We start from the raw sequence: 17,570 nt of genomic DNA, 5'->3' as shown, positions 1-17,570 counted from the left end.
GAACGCTTCCCGAACAGCATCACGAAACATATCAGCCTCCACATCAGGTCTCATTCACACGGCGCGGATATCGTCGTCCTCGCAATTGCATGTTCACGCCTTCTCGATTGCGACTTGTCAGTCGGCAGGTTGGCTTTCCATCTCAGGTTCGTCCGCTCCGACTTCCTCGGCCTGTTCCGCCGGATCCGCACTCGAGGGACGTACCTGCCGAAACGTGACCGCCACGAGGCCGGCGAGCCCGACGAACAGGACGGCAGCGACGACGGCGACCACGTGGAGGCCGGAATTGAAGGAATCGCGAGCGGAGTCCAACAGGTTGGCGGCCACCTGAGGGGGCAGATTCGGGGCCACGGCCGCGGCTCCGGCCATGCTCTCCTTGGCGGCGTCCGCCGCCGCGGACGGGACCCCGGCGGGGACATGGAAGTCGCTGCGATAGACGAATGAGCCGACTGAGCCCAGGGCGGCGATGCCCAGTGCGGCGCCGAGCTCGCTACCGGTCGCCGACAGCGACGCCGCCGACGAAGCCATCTCCGGTGGGCACGATCCCATGGTGAACTGGGCCACGAGCACGCCCATCGGACTGATGCCGAGGTAGACGATGCCGAACCCGATCAGCAGGACCGCCAGCCCGGACGTGGCGCTGACCTGAGTGATCACGAACTGGCCTGCCGCGGCGAGCAGCGTGCCGCCCACGAGGAGGTACTCCGCGCGAATCCGGCGCGCGAGCAGTGGGCTCAGATAGATGCCGCTGATCAACAGGGCGGTCGGCGGCAGCAGCCACAGCCCCGCCTGCAGCGGTTGAAGTCCCTCGACCAGCTGCAGGTGCTGAGTGACCATGAAGCCGCTGCCGCCCTGGATGACCGCGAACAGCAGCCCGACCAACAACGCACTGCTCAGGATGGGGATGCGCAGCAGGCGCAGGTCGAGAAGCGGACTTGCCAGCTTACGCTGTCGAACCACGAAGACCCTGCCGAACACCACGCCGACCACGATGAAGGCGGCGGGCACCAGGCCCCAGCCGTCCCTGGCCAGTTCCTTGAGGCCGTAGACAGCCGGCAGAACCGTGACCAGCGCCAGGAACACGCTGAACAGGTCCAGCCGACCCGCGTCCGGGTCCCGGGCTTCGGGCAGCAGAAACGGCCCGGCCACCAACAGAAGCCCCATCACCGGTACTGCGATGAGGAATACCGAACCCCACCAGAAGTACGCCAGCATCACCCCGCCGACCACCGGGCCGAGCGCGACGCCGGCGATGATCGCGGACGCCCACACGGAGATGGCCGTGCCCATCTGCTTGGGGTCCTTGAACATGCTCCGCATGAGTCCCAGGGTCGAGGGCATGACCGTCGCCCCGGCCGCGCCGAGCAGCAGGCGGGCGGCGATGAGCAACTCGGGGCTGCTCGAATAGGCGGCCAGCACCGAAACGAGACCGAACGCCGCCGCACCGCTCATCAACACTCTTCGGCGGCCGATCTTGTCACCGAGGGTACCCATCGTGACCAGGAACCCCGCACTCACGAACCCGTAGCTGTCCGTGATCCACAATTGCTGGATGGCAGTGGCATTGAGGTCCGCGCTCAGGCGGGGCAGCGCCAGAAACAGTACATTGATATCGATCATCGTGAGCATCGTGGGCAGAATCAGCACGGCCAGCCCGAGCCACTCTCGCCGACCGGCCCTCGGCGCGACCTTGTCCATAGTCAAGTTCTCGATCCTCTCGTCGGGAGCCGCTCGTATCGGGTGGCCTCTCGTGAGGCGGCATCCGGCGCGAAGCTCATCGCCGTTCAGGTGGCCGACCAATACGGCTGACGAGGCGTCGGATCCCGATCAGGAGGCGCCCCACAGCCGTGGATGAGTTTGTGTCCCCACGAATCGTTGTACGGGTCGTTCAGTGCCGCATCTCCGAGAGTGCGGTGCCGGATGGATGGCGGCGGAGGTGCGGTCACACCGGTCAGGACCGCGCCGGCTGGGACGGCGAGCGGGCTGGTCGCGGACGGCGGCCTCCTGTTCGCCCGCGCTCATCCGATGATGTGGACATCCGGTACGTAGAGAATCCATTTACCGCCGGCATCACGAAACGCCTTCTCTTTCGTCATGATTTCTTCGGCATGGTTCCAGGCGAAAAGCAGGGCGAAGTCCGGGTAGTCGTGCGCGAAGGCTTCCGGCGGTCGCACCGGGATATGCGAACCCGAGACCAGATGCCCTTGCTTGGACGGGGTCGAATCGCAGATGAAGGGAACCAGATCCGGCCCGATCTCGCAGTAGTTCGTCACCGTCGTGCACTTTCCGGGTGCACCGTAGCCGACGACTCGCCTGCCCTCGGCGCGAATCTCTCGCAGCAGCGTGACGAGATCGCCGCGGACGCGCTCGACGTCATGCCCGAAGCGTTCGAAGGTCTCGGGTTCGGCCAGCCCCCGGGTACGCTCGGCCGCGAGCAGGTCACCCACCGCCGGTGTCGGCGTGCGCTTGGAAGGGCGGGCCAGCGTGTAGCGGATCTCGCCGCCGTGCAGCGGTATCCGCTCGACGTCGACGAGCTCGAGTCCGAAGCGATCCGCCATGGCCTGTACCGACCTGACGGTGAAGTAGAAGATGTGCTCGTCGTAGATCTGGTCGAAGGCCGTCCGCCCGACGATGGTGCCGAGATAGGGTTCCTCGAACACGAACACTCCGTCGGGCCCCAGCAGTACGTCCACGCCGAGCAGCAGCGACTCGATGTCGGCGATGTGGCATATGGTGTTGGCGCCGAAGATGACATCGGCACGGCCGTGCTCGGCGCGGATCTCCGTTGCGGTCGCCAGATCGAAGAACTCGCTCAGCACCTGGACGCCCTTGGCCTTGGCCAACTCAGCCACGTTGCCGGCGGGTTCCACACCGAGGTGTCGGACCCCGGCCTGCGCGATGGTCGAAAGCATCACGCCGTCGTTGCACCCGATCTCCACGATGAAGGGATCCGGGCCGGTCAGCTCGGACTCCATGAAGCGGCGCGCGTTCTGCGCGAAGTGCTTCCGGTGGCTTTCCGAGCCGGACGCGTGATACCGGTACGCGTCGTGGTATCGGAGGTGCTGGGGGACTTCCTCGAGCAATTGAACCATGGTGCACAACTCGCACATGCCCACCGCGAGCCGGAAGAAGTACTCGCGCTCGACATCTTCTGGCCGCAGGAAGCCGTTGGCCATGGTTTGACGTCCCAGGTCGACGAACTCCTGGACGTTGCCGCCACATACCCGACAATTGATATACATGAGAAATTCCCGCCTAACCTGGGCGTCACTACTGCAGGGGCCGCCGTTCGAGGGCGGGTAACAATGCAACACCTTCTTGACGTTGTTTCGTTTCGCCTCGTCATCACAGCCGAACAATTGCCTCCGCTCCGCAGTCGAATTATCCGTCGTTCGGGCCGGCGCGACATCTCGTGGATTGCCGTGTCCGGACGGGGATGCGATCGCTTTTCCGTCAGGCAACCCAGGAGATGCGGCGCCGCCCCATCAACTGTGACGATGCCAGGAAGAAGGTGGCGTGGACGCGGTTCGGCTTCGAACCAGCTCGCGCAACGGTTCAACTTCGCCAAGCCACGGGGCGTCGAGGCCGATTCTTGAGAATGGCCGTTCGGCTCCGCTTCCATCACATATCAGAGGCCTGTTCCGGGTCGAGACCGAGGAGATGATCCCCATCGGTATGAGGATTGGAGATCGCGGAGTGGTACCTGGCGGGAGTGGAGCGCGAATTCCCCTTCCACACGATGGCGAAGATCTCCGGGTAGCGGTCATCGGCCTGGGCTACGTCGGTTCGTGTGTCGCCGCGACATTGGCTGCTCGTGGCCTGGATGTGGTCGGCGTGGACGCGAACCCGCGCCTTGTCGAGGAGATCAACGCCGGCCACTGTCGGCTCGAGGAGGAAGGGCTCGCCGAATTGATGGCCGGCGCAGTGGCTGCCGGCCGGTTGCGGGCGACGACCGACTATGCGCTGGTGAGGGATGTCGATGTCGTGCTCATCACGGTGGGCACGCCTGTCCTCGAGGATGGTTCGCTCGCCGAGGAACAGCTGCGCGGTGCATGTCTGGAGTTGAGCAGCCATATTCGTCCGGGCCAGTTGCTGGTGTTGAAGAGCACCGTGCCGCCGGGGACCACTCGCGGTCTGGTGCTGCCGTTGTTACAAGACAGCGGGCTGATCGGCGGGGTCGATTTCGGCCTGGCGTTCACTCCGGAACGGTTGGCGGAGGGCGCGGCCTTGGCGGAGTTGCGGTCGTTCCCGATCGTCGTCGGCGGTTTGAATGACGACAGTACGCAGGATACGGCGGAGTTCTGGCGTTCATCGCTAGGGGTCGAGGTCATGGTGATGGACTCGTTGGAGGCCGCGGAGATTGTGAAGTTGGCCGACAATTGGTGGATTGATCTGAACATCGCGTTGGGTAACGAGCTGGCCAAGTACTCGGCGCTGTTCGATGTGGATGTGCTGGACGTGATTACCGCCGCGAACTCGATCCCCAAGGGAAAAGGCCAGGTGAACATCCTGTTGCCGAGCGTGGGTGTCGGTGGGTCGTGTCTGACCAAGGATCCGTGGATGGTGTGGCACTCGGCGCGGGAGCGGGGTCTGGAGATCCTGACCGCGCCGGCGGGCAGGCGGGTGAATGCCAGCATGCCGGAGTACACCGCGCAGCTGGCCATCGATGAGCTCACCAAGCTCGGTAAGGACCCTGCCACGTCGAAGGTGGCCGTGCTGGGGCTGGCGTTCAAGAACAACACCGGGGACCTGCGGGCCACACCGACCGTGGAGGCGGTGGCGTCCCTGGCAGGCGCGTGCGCCGAGGTGAGCATCTACGACCCGCTGGTGGACACGGACGAAGCGCGCAGGCTGTTCGGCCGGGCGCAGGCGGCGAGCCTGCACGATGCGGTGGCGGGGGCAGACTGTATCGCGGTACTGGCGTTGCACCGGGAGTTCGAGGATCTCGATTTCGCAGCGCTCCCGGTGGCGCCGGGATGTCTGATCCTGGACGGCCGGGCGTACTACTCCCGTGAGACGATCGCCTCGCTGCGGGCGCTGGGCTACCACTATCGGGGGGTCGGGCGATGAGCGCGTCCCGCGTCGTGGTCACCGGTGGCTGCGGCTTCATCGGCGGTCACCTTGTGGAGCGGCTGATTTCCCGGGGCGACGAGGTGACCATCCTCGACCGGACGCCGCCGCCGCCGCACCAGAAGCTCGCCCGTCAGCATGCCCGCTACCTCGAGGGCGACGTCCTGGACACCGCCGCGCTGCGGCGCGCCGTCACCGACGGGGTGGACGTGGTGTTCCATCTTGCCGCCATGGTCGGCGTCGACCAGTACCTTGCGCGGCCGCTGGAAGTCATCGACGTCAACCTCATGGGAACCCGCAACGTGCTCGACCTGGCCAGCGGGGTCGGCGCCAAGGTCGTGATCGCCAGCACCAGCGAGGTGTTCGGCAAGAACCCGTCCGTGCCCTGGCGCGAGGACGACGACCGAGTCCTGGGCTCCACCGCCGCGGACCGCTGGGCCTATTCCTCCAGCAAGGCCCTCGCCGAGCACCTCACCTTCGGGTTCGTGCGACAACGCCGCTTACAGGCGACCATTGTTCGTTACTTCAACGTCTACGGCGGCGGTCAACGCCCGGGCTTCATCGTCAGCCGCTCGGTCCATCGGGCACTCAACGGGCGCCCGCTGGTCGTCTACGACACGGGCGATCAGACTCGAAGCTTCACGTACGTCCAGGACGCCGTCGGCGCGACCCTGCTCGCCGCCGACCACCCCGCCGCCATCGGTGAGGCGTTCAATGTCGGAAGCATGACCGAAACCACCGTCGGCGACACCATCAGGCTCATCTCCGAGCTGGCCGGGCCTCCCAGCGCGCCGATCAGCTATGTCGACACCCAGGCCACCCTCGGGCAGGCCTACGAGGACCTCAACCGCCGCATCCCGGACAACACCAAAGCCCGCACGCTGCTGCGCTGGAACCCCACCACCACCCTCAAGGACGGGCTCGCCCAGACCATCGCCTGGGCCCGCGACAATCCCTGGTGGCTCGCCCTCCCCGACAGTGGTGCTTGAGGACTCCCGACAAGAGTGGGTCCGTCCGATCATCTGCCGGCGGCGACTGCGCCACACACCCCGTGGGAAGCCCTGGGGACTACTCGTGGCCGTCGGGTCCGTACAGCCTCGCGGCGGATCTGAGCACGTCGAACTCGCAGCCCGGCGCGGACGGGTCGAAGCCGTGCTCGATCAGCCAGCGGGCCGCCAGCAGGCTTCGCAGCGACCACCACCCGCGGATCACGTCGAGGTCGACATCCATGCCGTAGCCGGCGACGACGTCGCCGAGATGCTCCTCGTGTCCGAGCGTCAAGATGGCGAGGTCGAACAGGGCATCACCCGGACCCGCCTCGGACCAGTCGATGATGCCGGTGATCTCGTCACCGTCGACGAACACGTGGGTGATCTGCAGGTCGCCGTGCGCGAACACCGGAGTCCACGGCCGCAGCGCGGCCTCGGCGACCTTGCGGTTGCGGGCGATCAGGTCGGCGGGTAGGACGCCGTTCGTCAGGAGCCACTCGCACTCGCCGTCCAGGCCTGATGCCAACTCCTGGAGGCCATGGCCGGGCCAGGGCGGCAACGGTGCATCGTGCAACCTCCGGATGGCAGCACCCGCCGCGGCCCACACCGCCGGCGACGCGCTCGACGGCTCGCCCAAGCGGCCGAGCGCCGTCCCCGGGAGCGCGGCGAGCGCGAGCGCAGGAGGCTTGCGCCACAAAACCTCCGGCGTCGGGACCGGCGCCAGGGCCATCGCCTCGACCTCGACGTCCAGGCGCGCCTGGTCGGCGTCCACCTTCAGGAACACATCGCCGACGCGCAGAGTCGCTCGCTCGGAATGGGCGACGACGACCTCGACCTCATCCATGGCGACCAGTATCTCGAGAGCACCGTTCGCCGTCGCCGGGTTTGTCACCTGCGCTTGCGAGGCCGGCCGCGTCCCGCCGCGCGGCGGCCCCGCGCAATGGCCTCCGGCCTGTGCACACGCAGCCGGAGGCACGATCTTGCATCGTCATCCACGGGAGACTTCCTCGCGCACGCGCTCGGATCGGTCAACGACGCACCCGATAACGCAGGTGAAGGACCCGGTTGCCCTGGATCGTCACTTCAGGGTCCTCCAACAGGTGCTGCACGTCGACCAATCCGAAAAAGCGCTTGCCGGACCCGAACACCACGGGTACGACATCCATACGCACTTCGTCGACCAGACCCGCGGCAAGCACCTGCCCACCGACTTCACCGGCCGCGACCTCGACGATACGGTCGCCCGCAAGCTCCTGTGCCTTGGCCAGGGCCGCCTCGACGCCCTCGACGAAATGGAACGGCGCCTCAGGGTCCCAACCCTCCGGCTGCGGCCGGTGTGTCACGACCACCACATGCTCGATCCCACTCGGAGGCGTCCCATCCCAGCCGTCCGTCATGTCGAAGACGTGACGGCCGACCACGGTCACCCCGATCGAATTCCAATACGACCGGGTGTGGTCATACGACTCCTGCGATACCTTCAGCTCGCCGCTCTCGTCCAACGGGACGTCACCGGACGTCAACCAATCGAACAGCGGTCCGGGCTGGTCCTTCTCGTCCGCCACGAAACCGTCCACTGACACCGAGCCGTACATGACCACCGAGCCCATGGGCATCTCCTCTGCTGCTTGGGATACCCAAATTAGCGTGTCACGGGCCGACGCGTAATGACGACATACCCGGATCCGCTGTGTCGGCCGAGTGCTGCTGACAACGGCCGCCATCTCAGGCCGCCGAACGCCTCACCCGCCTCAGTGGACGACGATGGCCGGCCGACGTGGTCCCACGCCGTCGGCCGGCCGTCCTTTCCGTCTGACTGACCGCATTCCTAATGCGGCAATGCCGAATCCGGGGCCGTGAGCGAGGCGTGCAGCAACTCCCGGTACTCGTCGACCATCGCGACGATGGTCGACTGATCGATTTCAAGGCTGTTGAACTTCACGAGCCCCGCCACGTCCCCGGCCTCGTCGAGGTCGAAGTCCCACAGGACGCCGTCCGGGATCTCCGAGGTGTCGAGCGAGGAGATCAGGCTTCGACGGAGCGCCGTATAGCGGATATCGCCGATGCCCTCCGCCTCCGATTCCGGCGGGAACTGGGAAACCTGGAACGTGGTGACGACGCTGTGCTCACTCCTGGTCGGGCCACGCATCATTTCCACGTCGGCCTGGGCGATGATCTCGTTGAACGGCAGCTCGTAGGAGTACGCCTCGAGCAACGCGGCCCGGTTCCGGTTCACCAGGTCGGTGAAGGTCACACAGCCCGACAGGTCGGTCCGGATCGGCAGGAAGTTGAACAGCACTCCCACCGTGTGGTCGAAACCGGGCTCTGTACGCCCGGACGTGATGATCGGCGAGAGGATGTCACGCTCGTTCGTCCTGCGGTACAGGAACAAGGTGAAACAGGTATAGAAAATCATGAACGGCGAGCTGTTGAGCGACTTGGCCAGTGAGGCGGCGCCGTCGGCCAGCTCCCGGTCGATCGGGAACCGGTACACCGAATAGACCGGCGGGACGCCCGGGCGCCCAGGCCGGTCGCTGGGGAGGGTGATGATATGCCCGCCCGCCAGCTTGGCCCGCCAGTACTCGCGCGCGATCGCCGCGTGTTCGCCGCGGCCGGCCTGCCGCTGCCAGTCGGCGTACTCGCCGTACTGGCGCATGACCGGCAGCTCGGGTGCGGGCAGCCCGCGCCGGGTCGCATAGCAGATGGCGAAGTCGCGCATCATCACCTGCATCGACCAGCCGTCACTGACCACGTGATTGGCGGCCAGCACGAGCACGGCATCATCGTCGTCGAATCGTCCCAGCGCGACCTGCAGCAACGGCGTTTCCGTGGCGGCGAGCCTGGCGGTCCGGTCGACCTCGTTGTGGAATTCGTGCGCCAGGCGCTCGCGGTCGGCCGGCCCGGCTGACGACGGAAGGTCGAGGACCGTGAAGGACACCGGGCTCGGCGGGCTGATGCGGGCATAAGGGACGTCGGTGTCCCTGATGATGGTGGTACGCAGCGCCTCATGCCGAGCGACGACATCGTCCAGCGCGAGCTGCACGATCGTCATGTCCAATTGCCCGTGAACACGCCAACCGGCGGAGATGATCATCCTCGGGCCGAAGACGCCGACATCATCGCCACGGTCGAAGGCGTAGAGGAATTCCTCGCTGGCCGAAAGCGGACGGCTGGCCCCTGCGTCACCCGTGCTCGGAACCTGCTGTTCAAGGGTCATGTGTTGTCATCCATTCCGGCAGTGGCGTGCGGTCTCGACCCTGCTGCGTCCATGGCTGCGACGGCGCGCTCAATCGCGATTCGTGCGCTCCACAGATCTTCCGGCTCGGTCGGAATATCGAGTACGAACGTGCGGATGCCGCCGTTGAGGTACGTCGTCAGCGCCTGTGCCACCTCGTCGTAGTCCCCGACCAGGTAGGGGCAGAACGTGTGGTGGTACCGGAAGGGCACCAGCCAGTACGTCTGTCCCGGCGCTTGGTCGGGAAGGGACACGGAAGCGAGCTGAGGCTGCCAGGACGACGTGCCGGCGGAAATGAGCAGCTTCATTCGGGTGGCCCCCTCCGGATCGGCCGGAAACCGCTGGTGCGCGATCCGCCACGCCTCGGCCGAGTCCTCCCGCGCGATGATGCCCACACTGATGCCCCTGCCGAATCTGGACTTCGGGGCATCCGGACCGACGTGCTCCTGCGGCGGCAACGGGAACGAGAGCTGGGTGACGCCCAACTCCTCGCCCGCCCGCAGGCAGGCCGGCGACGAGCCGGACACGTAGGACGTCGGGAACAGGTCGGGAGGCACCGGGGCGCTGAGCCGAGCCCGGCGGAAGTTGTAGTACTCTCCCGCGAAGTTGACCATGCCGCCGGTGAGCAGCTCCCTGACGACCGTCGCGTACTCGGTGAGCCGCCCGTACCGGGCGTCGTGCGACGCGGTGTCGCCCTGGGCGGCGAGATCACGGCTGAACCCGCCGCTGACGAAGTTGATGTCGATCCGCCTGCCGTACAGGTGCGCCAGCGATGACACCGCCCTGGCCAGCGCGAACGGGCTCAGATCGATCGGCTGGATGGCAACGAGCGGCACGAAGCTGTCGGTGTTCGCGATGGCCGCATGGGCCGCCATCAAGGGATCGATCGAGGTGTTGTCGCTGTAGATCAGGGCGCCGCGGTAGCCGGCGTCCTCGACCCAGCCGGCGATTTCCCGCAACCTGCGCAGGTGCTGCTGCTCGTCGTGCCCCACGCTCGAGCGACAGATCGAGTAAAGCGTGACCCCGCTGGCGACCAGGTCATTCATCGTTCCTCCCTCCTCCGAGCGTGCGGTTGGGTCAGGGCTGTCCGGTCGCGGGCAGCGGGGCCCGGCCGGTGATGCCGCTGACGGACGGATCGGCCACGAAGTCCCAGAGGCTGATCGTGATGCCGAACTGATCTTCCAGCCTTGCGACGATGGTGGCGGCAAGCAGTGAGTGGCCGCCCAAATCGAAGAAGCTGTCCTCGACCCCGACCCGCTCGACTCCGAGGACCTCGGCGAACAGCTCGCACAAGCGCTCCTCCAGCGGCGTGGCCGGACCACGCCCGACCCCGGCGGCGGTGTAGTCCGGCGCGGGCAAGGCCTTACGGTCCAGCTTCCCGTTGAGCGACAGCGGCAGTGCGTCGAGCACGACCACCGCATTCGGCACCATGTGCCCGGGCAGCACCTCGGCCGCTGCGGCCCGGATCCCGGCCGGATCCACCCCAGCACCCGGCACCGGAACGAGGTAGCCCACCAGACGCTTGTCCCCCGGCCGGTCCTCCCTGACCACCACCACCGCCTGCGCCACCCCGGGCTGTGCGGCCAAGACGGCCTCGATCTCCCCCGGCTCGATACGGAACCCGCGGATCTTCACCTGCTCATCGGCCCGACCGAGGTACTCCAGCTCCCCGTCACCGCGCCAACGCACCAAGTCCCCGGTCCGATACATCCGCTCCCCGGCACCGAAGGGACACGCCACAAACCGCTGCGCGGTCAACCCGGGCTGATGCAGATACCCCCGCGCCAAACCCGAGCCGGCCAGATACAACTCCCCCGACACCCCCGGCGGCACCGCCGCCAACCGGCCGTCCAGCACATACGCCCGAACGTTCCAGTTCGGTCCCCCGATCGGCGGGGTACCGTCTGCCGACAGCGGCCCGCTGATCGTCGTGCACACCGTCGTCTCGGTCGGGCCGTAGGCGTTGAACATCCGCCTGCCCACCGACCACTCGGCCACCATCTCGCCCGGGAGAGCCTCACCGCCGGCAACCAGACATTCCAGCTCCGACAAGCTCTCGGATGCCGCCCCGGTCAGGGCGGCCGGGGCCACCACCGCGTGGCTGATCCGCAGTTCGCGCAACGTGTCCGCCAGTTCAGCCCCGGACAGTTGCCCCTGCTCGGGAAGGACCAGCGCCGCCCCAGAGGTCAACGACGACAACAGTTCCAGCAATGACATGTCGAAACTCAGCGAAAGGAGCTGGATCACCCGGGATTGCGGGGTGACGGCCAAGACGTCGACCATGAACGCGGCCAGGTTGGCCAGGCCCTGGTGGCTGACCACCACGCCCTTCGGCCGCCCGGTCGAACCCGACGTGTAGATCACGTAAGCCGGATGCGCCGGCAGCAACGGCGCGATCCGATCCCGATCAGTCACGGGCCCGGCGGACTGATCCGCCACGGCCTCAGCCACCTGCGGATCGTCGAGCACCACCACGGTCACGCCCGCTACTTCCGGCAGCCGCGCCGAGGTGGCTCTGTCGGTGATCACAAGGCTAGGGGCGGCGTCGGTGAGCATGAACCCGATCCGATCAACCGGATACCCAGGATCCACCGGCAGATACGCCGCACCCGCCTTCGCCACACCCAACACCGCAGCCACCATCACAGCCGACCGCGGCAACGCCACCGCCACCAACCGCTCCGGCCCCACACCCAACCCCACCAAAAACCGAGCCAACCGACTCGAACGAGAATCCAACTCCCCATACGACCACGACACACCCCCCGACTCCACCGCAACCGCACCCGGCGACCGCACCGCCTGACCCACAAACAACTCCGACAACACCGACACCGGCACATCCCGCGCCGTGTCGTTCCACACCGAGACCACCAGATCCCGCTCAGCCGCCGTCAGCAGCTCCACCTCACCCACCCGCAGCCCCGGGTCTCCGGCGAACTGCCCCAGCAACGCGACCAACCGCCCCGCCAACGCCTGCACCGTGCCGCGGTCGAACAGATCCACCGCATACTCCAACACGACACTGATCCCACCCGGCGCACCATCCGGCTCACGCCGCGACCGGAACGTCAACGACAGATCGAACTTCGAAGAGTCAACGGCCACCGGGAAATCCTGCGCCCGCACCCCCGGAACCCCCCACTCCCGACCCGCCTCCTCATCAGAACCCAACATCACCTGGAACAACGGATGCCGAGAGGGCGAACGAACCGGATTGAGCACCTCCACCACCCGCTCAAACGGCACATCCTGATGCGCGAACCCCGCCAGATCCACATCACGAACCCGCCCCAACAACTCCGCGAAACTCGGATCACCCGACACATCCGTCCGCAACACCAACGTATTGACGAAGAACCCCACCAGCCGATGCAGCCCCTCATCACCACCACGACCCGCCACCGGCACACCGATCGGAATATCGGTGCCCGCCCCCGAACGCGACAGCAGAACTGCGAGCCCCGCCTGAAGCACCATGAACAACGTCACCCCGTGCCCACGCGCCAACTCCACCAGCGCCCGATGCAACTCCCCGTCCACATCCACCTCGAACTGCCCGCCACGGTAGCTGGGACGCGCCGGACGAGGACGATCGAACGGCAAATCCAACTGCTCAGGCAGACCCGCCAACGCCGAAGCCCAATACGCCGACTGCCGACTCAGCACGCTGCCGCGATCCTGATCCCCACCCAGCAACCCACGCTGCCACAACGTGTAATCCGCATACTGCACCGGCAACTCCCCCCACCCCGGAGCACCACCGGCCAACCGCGCCTCATACGCCTGACCCAAATCCTGCAGCAAAACCCCCATCGACCAGCCATCAGTGGTGATGTGATGCATCAGGATGACCAGGACATGTTCATCGACGTCAACCTCAAACAGCCACGCCCGCACCGGCAGCTCCGTGGCCAGATCAAATCGGTGCTGGGATGCCTGCGCGGTCAGCTCGATTAGCCCAGCTTCCTCGGTTCGCACCACTGCGAACTCTGGAACGGCCTGCTCGGCCGCGATCACCTGCTGGTAAGGCTGGCCGTCCACCACCGGGAAGACAGTGCGCAGAGATTCATGCCGGCGCACCAGGTCACCGAACGCGGCAGCCAGCGCGACAGGATCCAACTTTCCCCGCAGCCGCCACGCGAGGGGAACGTTGTAGGTGGTACTCGGCCCCTCTATCTGGTCCAGCAACCACAACCGCTGCTGCGCGAACGACAACGGCAGACGCTCAGGCCGGACGCCCCGCTCCAAAGCCGGCCACGCCGCCCCGGCCTTCTCCACCGACCCCGCCAACAACTCCACCGACGGGCGATCGAACACCGCCTGGATCCCCAACTCCACACCCAACACCGACCGCACCCGACTAATCAACCGGGCCACCAGCAGCGAATGCCCACCCAAATCAAAGAAACTGTCCTCGACACCGACCCGCTCGACCGCCAGGACCTCGGCGAACAGCTCACACAAACGCTCTTCCAGGGCCGTAGCCGGACCCCGCCCGACCCCGACCGCGAAATCCGGTACGGGCAGGGCCTTACGGTCCAGCTTCCCGTTGACCGACAACGGCAGCGCCTCGAGCACGACCACCGCATTCGGCACCATGTGCCCGGGCAGCACCTCCGCCGCCGCAGCCCGAACCCCCGCCGGATCCACCCCAGCACCCGGCACCGGAACGAGGTAGCCCACCAGACGCTTGTCCCCCGGCCGGTCCTCCCTGACCACCACCACCGCCTGGGCCACCCCGGGCTGCGCGGCCAACACCGCCTCGATCTCCCCCGGCTCGATACGGAACCCGCGGATCTTCACCTGCTCATCGGCCCGACCGAGGTACTCCAACTCCCCGTCACCACGCCAACGCGCCAGATCCCCCGTCCGATACATCCGCTCCCCGGAACCAAAAGGACACGCCACAAACCGCTGCGCAGTCAAACCCGGCTGACGCAGATACCCCCGCGCCAAACCCGGACCAGCCAGATACAACTCCCCCGACACCCCCGGCGGCACCACCTCCAGGAACTCATTCAACACATAAGCCCTGGTGTTCCAGATCGGCTCCCCAATCGGCGGACCGCCATTTCCCGACAACGGCCCACTGACCGTCACACACACCGTCGCCTCGGTCGGGCCGTAGGCGTTGAACATCCGCCTACCCACCGACCACTCAGCCACCACCTCACCCGGACACGCCTCACCGCCGACCAGCAGGCACTCCAGCGCCGGCAACTGCTCCGGCACCGCACCAGCCAGAACAGACGGACCAACCAGGGCATGACTGGCCCGAAGCTCGTTGAGCGCCTCCGCGAGCACCTCTCCGGACAGCTGACCCGGCTCGGGAAGAACCAACGCCGCCCCAGAAGTCAACGCCATCAGCAATTCCATGACAGCCGCATCGAAACTCAGCGACGCCACCTGCGCCACCCGCGACTCCGGCCCGATCCCGAAAGTCCGGACCATATATCCAGCCAGGCTCTCCAGCCCCCGATGATCCACCACCACACCCTTGGGCCGCCCCGTCGAACCCGACGTGTAGATCACATAAGCCGGATGCGCCGGCAGCAGCGGCGCAATCCGATCCCGATCAGTCACGGGCCCGGCGGACTCACCCGCCACCGCCTCAGCCACCTGCGGCTCATCAAGCACGACCACGGTCACGCCCGCCACTTCCGGCAGCCGCGCCGAGGTGGCTCTGTCGGTGATCAACACACCCGGAGCAGCATCCGCGAGCATGAACCCGATCCGATCAACCGGATACCCAGGATCCACCGGCAGATACGCCGCACCCGCCTTCGCCACACCCAACACCGCAGCCACCATCACAGCCGACCGCGGCAACGCCACCGCCACCAACCGCTCCGGCCCCACACCCAACCCCACCAAAAACCGAGCCAACCGACTCGAACGAGAATCCAACTCCCCATACGACCACGACACACCCCCCGACTCCACCGCAACCGCACCCGGCGACCGCACCGCCTGACCCACAAACAACTCCGACAACACCGTCATCGGCACATCCCGGGCGGTGTCGTTCCGCACCGAGGCATCCGGGGTTCGCTGGGCAGACATCTCAGTCACGCCTGTTCGGCGCGGACGAGGCTGTTCGGCCGCATGTCGGTCCACTGCGCTTCGACGTACTCAAGGCACGTCGAGCGGGAGTCCGCATCATGCGCCGTGATCCAGCCGGCCGGGACGGCGATTCCGGCGGGCCACAAACTGTACTGTCCTTCGTCGTTGACCAGGACAAGGTACAGAGCGTCAGCGTCCTCGAACGGATTGGACACGGCAACCTCTCTCCACGTAGGACGACAAGCCGGGCCTGTCACTCACAGGCCCGCGCCACGGCCGGGCCGCTCGCTGACAAGTCTGCCCGGCCGATCTACCCGGAACATCTCGACGATTGCCCCATCCCCACGGGCGCAACGCGTGCTTGCGGCATCGGTCGAAGGACGGTGGAATGTGAGCGTTATTATCTTATGAACCTTCGTAGGTTGACAAGTTCGGTGGCGGCGGCGAGGGCCTCAGGGAACTTCACCAGCGGTGCGCGACAGCGTCCGCCCTCCAGAACTCAAAACTCAAGCCCGGTCTGCCTGGCACTGTCAGTGGCGGCACCTACACTCAGCTGTAGCTGACGAACCATCCATCCCCCGGAGGACTCGTTGAATACCAACTCACTGTCACAATCACAGTCCGAGGCACCGTCGCAGCAGCTGCCGCTTCCGCCCGTCGTCGACGTCGACACCTGGCAGCGCGAACTCGACGCCTTGCGTATCCGGGAGAAGGCCGCGACCCGGGAGCTCGACGCGATCGCCGCCCAGCGCCGCCGGCTGCCGATGGTGCGCATGCCCGACTACACGCTCGACGGCGAGGACGGGCCGGTGCGGCTCGCGGACGTGTTCGAGGGCAGGTCTCAGCTGATCGTCTACAACCACATGTGGTTCCCCGGAAAGAAGTGGCAGTGCCCCGGCTGCACCGGGTTCACCTCCCAGTTCACCCGGCTGGAGTTCCTCGACAGCGTGGACGCGCGCTTCGTCATCGTCACCCAGGGGCCGATCGACGAGGCGCTGGCCTACAAGCGGCGCGTCGGTAACAAGATGACCTGGTACTCCACCACGAACAGCGCCTTCGGCACCGACGTCGGCGCGCCGCCCGACGGCGGGTTCGCAGTCAACGTGTTCCTGCGCGACGGCGACGCGGTCTACCGCACCTGGCACACCAACGGGCGCGGCACCGAGCAGCTCGGTTCCGGCATGGGCCTGATCGACGTGCTGCCGTACGGCCGGCAGGAGGAGTGGCAGGACTCGCCCGAGGGCTGGCCGAAGGCGCCCACCTACAGCCGCTGGGCCGGCTCCAAGGAGATCGCCGAGGCCTACGGCGAACCCGACGCCTGAGTATTCAGGTCCTCGGAGATCTTCGAGTATGGGCGCAGTGTGGAAACGGCTCCCGCTGGATGATGTGTGTCCTACCACGGACATGCGTCAATCCAGCTGGGAGCCGTGTGGTCGAGTGTGTCGGGTTCGGTGTGTCCACGGCGTCACCCGAGACGAACCGAGACGAGCAGCACTGCGACCCGAAAACTCAAGCCGAGCTGTGGTTCACGGGTGCTCGGCGCGCTTGTACGCCAGTGTCACGCCGTCAAAAACGGGGAGCATGCTCAGTTCGACCCGGTCGTCGTCGCGCAGCGCGGCGTTCAGCGCGCGGAGCGAGTCCGTCTCCGGGTCGCTGACGTCGGGGCGCGCCACCTTGCCCGACCAGAGCACGTTGTCCACCACCAGCAGTCCGCCCGGCCGGAGCAATTCGAGGCAGCGTTCGAAGTAGTCGGCGTAGCTCTCCTTGTTGCAGTCGATGAACGCGAGGTCCACGGTGCCGGCGGCGCCCGCGGCCAGCAGCATGTCCAAGGTCTCGACGGCGGGACGGATTTCCAGCTGGATACGGTCGGCGACCCCGGCCCGTTCCCAGAACGGACGGCCGATTCCGGGCCACTGCGCGTTGACATCGCAGGTGATGACGCGCCCGTGTGCGGGGACCGCGCGGGCCATGGCCAGCGTGCCGTATCCGGTGAACGTCCCGACTTCCACGACGGTGGTGGCCGACGTCAGCCCGACGAGGAAGCCGAGCAGCTGTGCCTCCTCCGGTGGCGTCACCATGCCGTGCTCGAACAGCCGCATGGTGGCCATCCGCAGCTCACGCGCGATGTCGTCCTCGCGAAGCGATACGTCCAGCACGTATTCCTGGATTTCGTGGTCCAGTACCAGACTGTGGATCACCGATCCTCCTGA

General features: G+C 66.6%; 12 protein-coding genes. 3 read left to right on the top strand and 9 right to left on the bottom strand.

What is annotated here, in order from left to right:
* Positions 1-117: 117 nt before the first annotated feature.
* Together KDL01_RS01730 and KDL01_RS01725 are read right to left on the bottom strand one after the other, a co-directional pair.
* Complete coding sequence (locus KDL01_RS01730) at positions 118-1,698, bottom strand: MFS transporter (RefSeq protein WP_246575813.1); 1,581 nt, start codon at positions 1,696-1,698, stop codon at positions 118-120.
* 320 nt (positions 1,699-2,018) lie between these two features.
* Entirely contained in the window at positions 2,019-3,242 is a 1,224-nt protein-coding gene (locus KDL01_RS01725; RefSeq protein ID WP_212526496.1) for a methyltransferase domain-containing protein, read from the bottom strand.
* Positions 3,243-3,675: 433 nt separating this feature from the next.
* On the opposite strand from KDL01_RS01725, the gene KDL01_RS01720 reads away from it, so the two are divergent.
* Both KDL01_RS01720 and KDL01_RS01715 read left to right on the top strand, forming a co-directional pair.
* Positions 3,676-5,070: a nucleotide sugar dehydrogenase gene (locus KDL01_RS01720; protein ID WP_246575812.1), complete on the top strand. Its 1,395-nt coding sequence runs from the start codon at positions 3,676-3,678 to the stop codon at positions 5,068-5,070.
* Positions 5,067-6,059, top strand: a complete 993-nt coding sequence (locus tag KDL01_RS01715) for an NAD-dependent epimerase/dehydratase family protein (protein WP_212526494.1) — start codon at positions 5,067-5,069, stop codon at positions 6,057-6,059. The genes KDL01_RS01720 and KDL01_RS01715 overlap by 4 nt, the downstream gene beginning before the upstream one ends.
* Before the next feature lie 79 nt (positions 6,060-6,138).
* On the opposite strand, the gene KDL01_RS01710 is transcribed toward KDL01_RS01715, so the two are convergent.
* From KDL01_RS01710 to KDL01_RS01685, 6 genes are all read right to left on the bottom strand, one after another.
* Positions 6,139-6,903: a phosphotransferase family protein gene (locus KDL01_RS01710; protein ID WP_212526521.1), complete on the bottom strand. Its 765-nt coding sequence runs from the start codon at positions 6,901-6,903 to the stop codon at positions 6,139-6,141.
* A 184-nt stretch (positions 6,904-7,087) separates the two neighbouring features.
* Complete coding sequence (locus tag KDL01_RS01705; protein WP_212526493.1) at positions 7,088-7,669, bottom strand: dihydrofolate reductase family protein; 582 nt, start codon at positions 7,667-7,669, stop codon at positions 7,088-7,090.
* A gap of 218 nt (positions 7,670-7,887) precedes the next feature.
* Complete coding sequence (locus tag KDL01_RS01700; protein ID WP_212526492.1) at positions 7,888-9,276, bottom strand: condensation domain-containing protein; 1,389 nt, start codon at positions 9,274-9,276, stop codon at positions 7,888-7,890.
* Positions 9,273-10,286, bottom strand: a complete 1,014-nt coding sequence (locus KDL01_RS01695; protein WP_212526491.1) for an LLM class flavin-dependent oxidoreductase — start codon at positions 10,284-10,286, stop codon at positions 9,273-9,275. Before KDL01_RS01695 ends, KDL01_RS01700 begins: the two co-directional genes overlap by 4 nt.
* An 85-nt stretch (positions 10,287-10,371) precedes the next feature.
* Positions 10,372-15,330 (bottom strand): non-ribosomal peptide synthetase, encoded by a 4,959-nt coding sequence (locus KDL01_RS01690; protein WP_212526490.1) that lies wholly within the window; start codon positions 15,328-15,330, stop codon positions 10,372-10,374.
* A gap of 35 nt (positions 15,331-15,365) precedes the next feature.
* Positions 15,366-15,575, bottom strand: coding sequence for an MbtH family protein (locus tag KDL01_RS01685; RefSeq protein ID WP_212526489.1), 210 nt, complete (start codon positions 15,573-15,575; stop codon positions 15,366-15,368).
* 375 nt (positions 15,576-15,950) lie between these two features.
* Between KDL01_RS01685 and KDL01_RS01680 the strand changes: the two genes are divergently transcribed.
* Positions 15,951-16,682 carry a DUF899 domain-containing protein gene (locus KDL01_RS01680; protein ID WP_212526488.1) on the top strand — a complete coding sequence of 244 codons (732 nt, stop codon included), beginning with the start codon at positions 15,951-15,953 and terminating at the stop codon, positions 16,680-16,682.
* Positions 16,683-16,886: 204 nt separating this feature from the next.
* Here the strand turns inward: KDL01_RS01680 and KDL01_RS01675 are convergent, their stop codons facing one another.
* Entirely contained in the window at positions 16,887-17,558 is a 672-nt protein-coding gene (locus KDL01_RS01675; protein WP_212526487.1) for an O-methyltransferase, read from the bottom strand.
* Positions 17,559-17,570 lie beyond the last annotated feature (12 nt).

The sequence above is a fragment of the Actinospica durhamensis genome (assembly GCF_018139695.1).
GTDB lineage: Bacteria > Actinomycetota > Actinomycetes > Streptomycetales > Catenulisporaceae > Actinospica > Actinospica durhamensis.
This window is presented reverse-complemented; position numbering and strand designations above follow the sequence as displayed.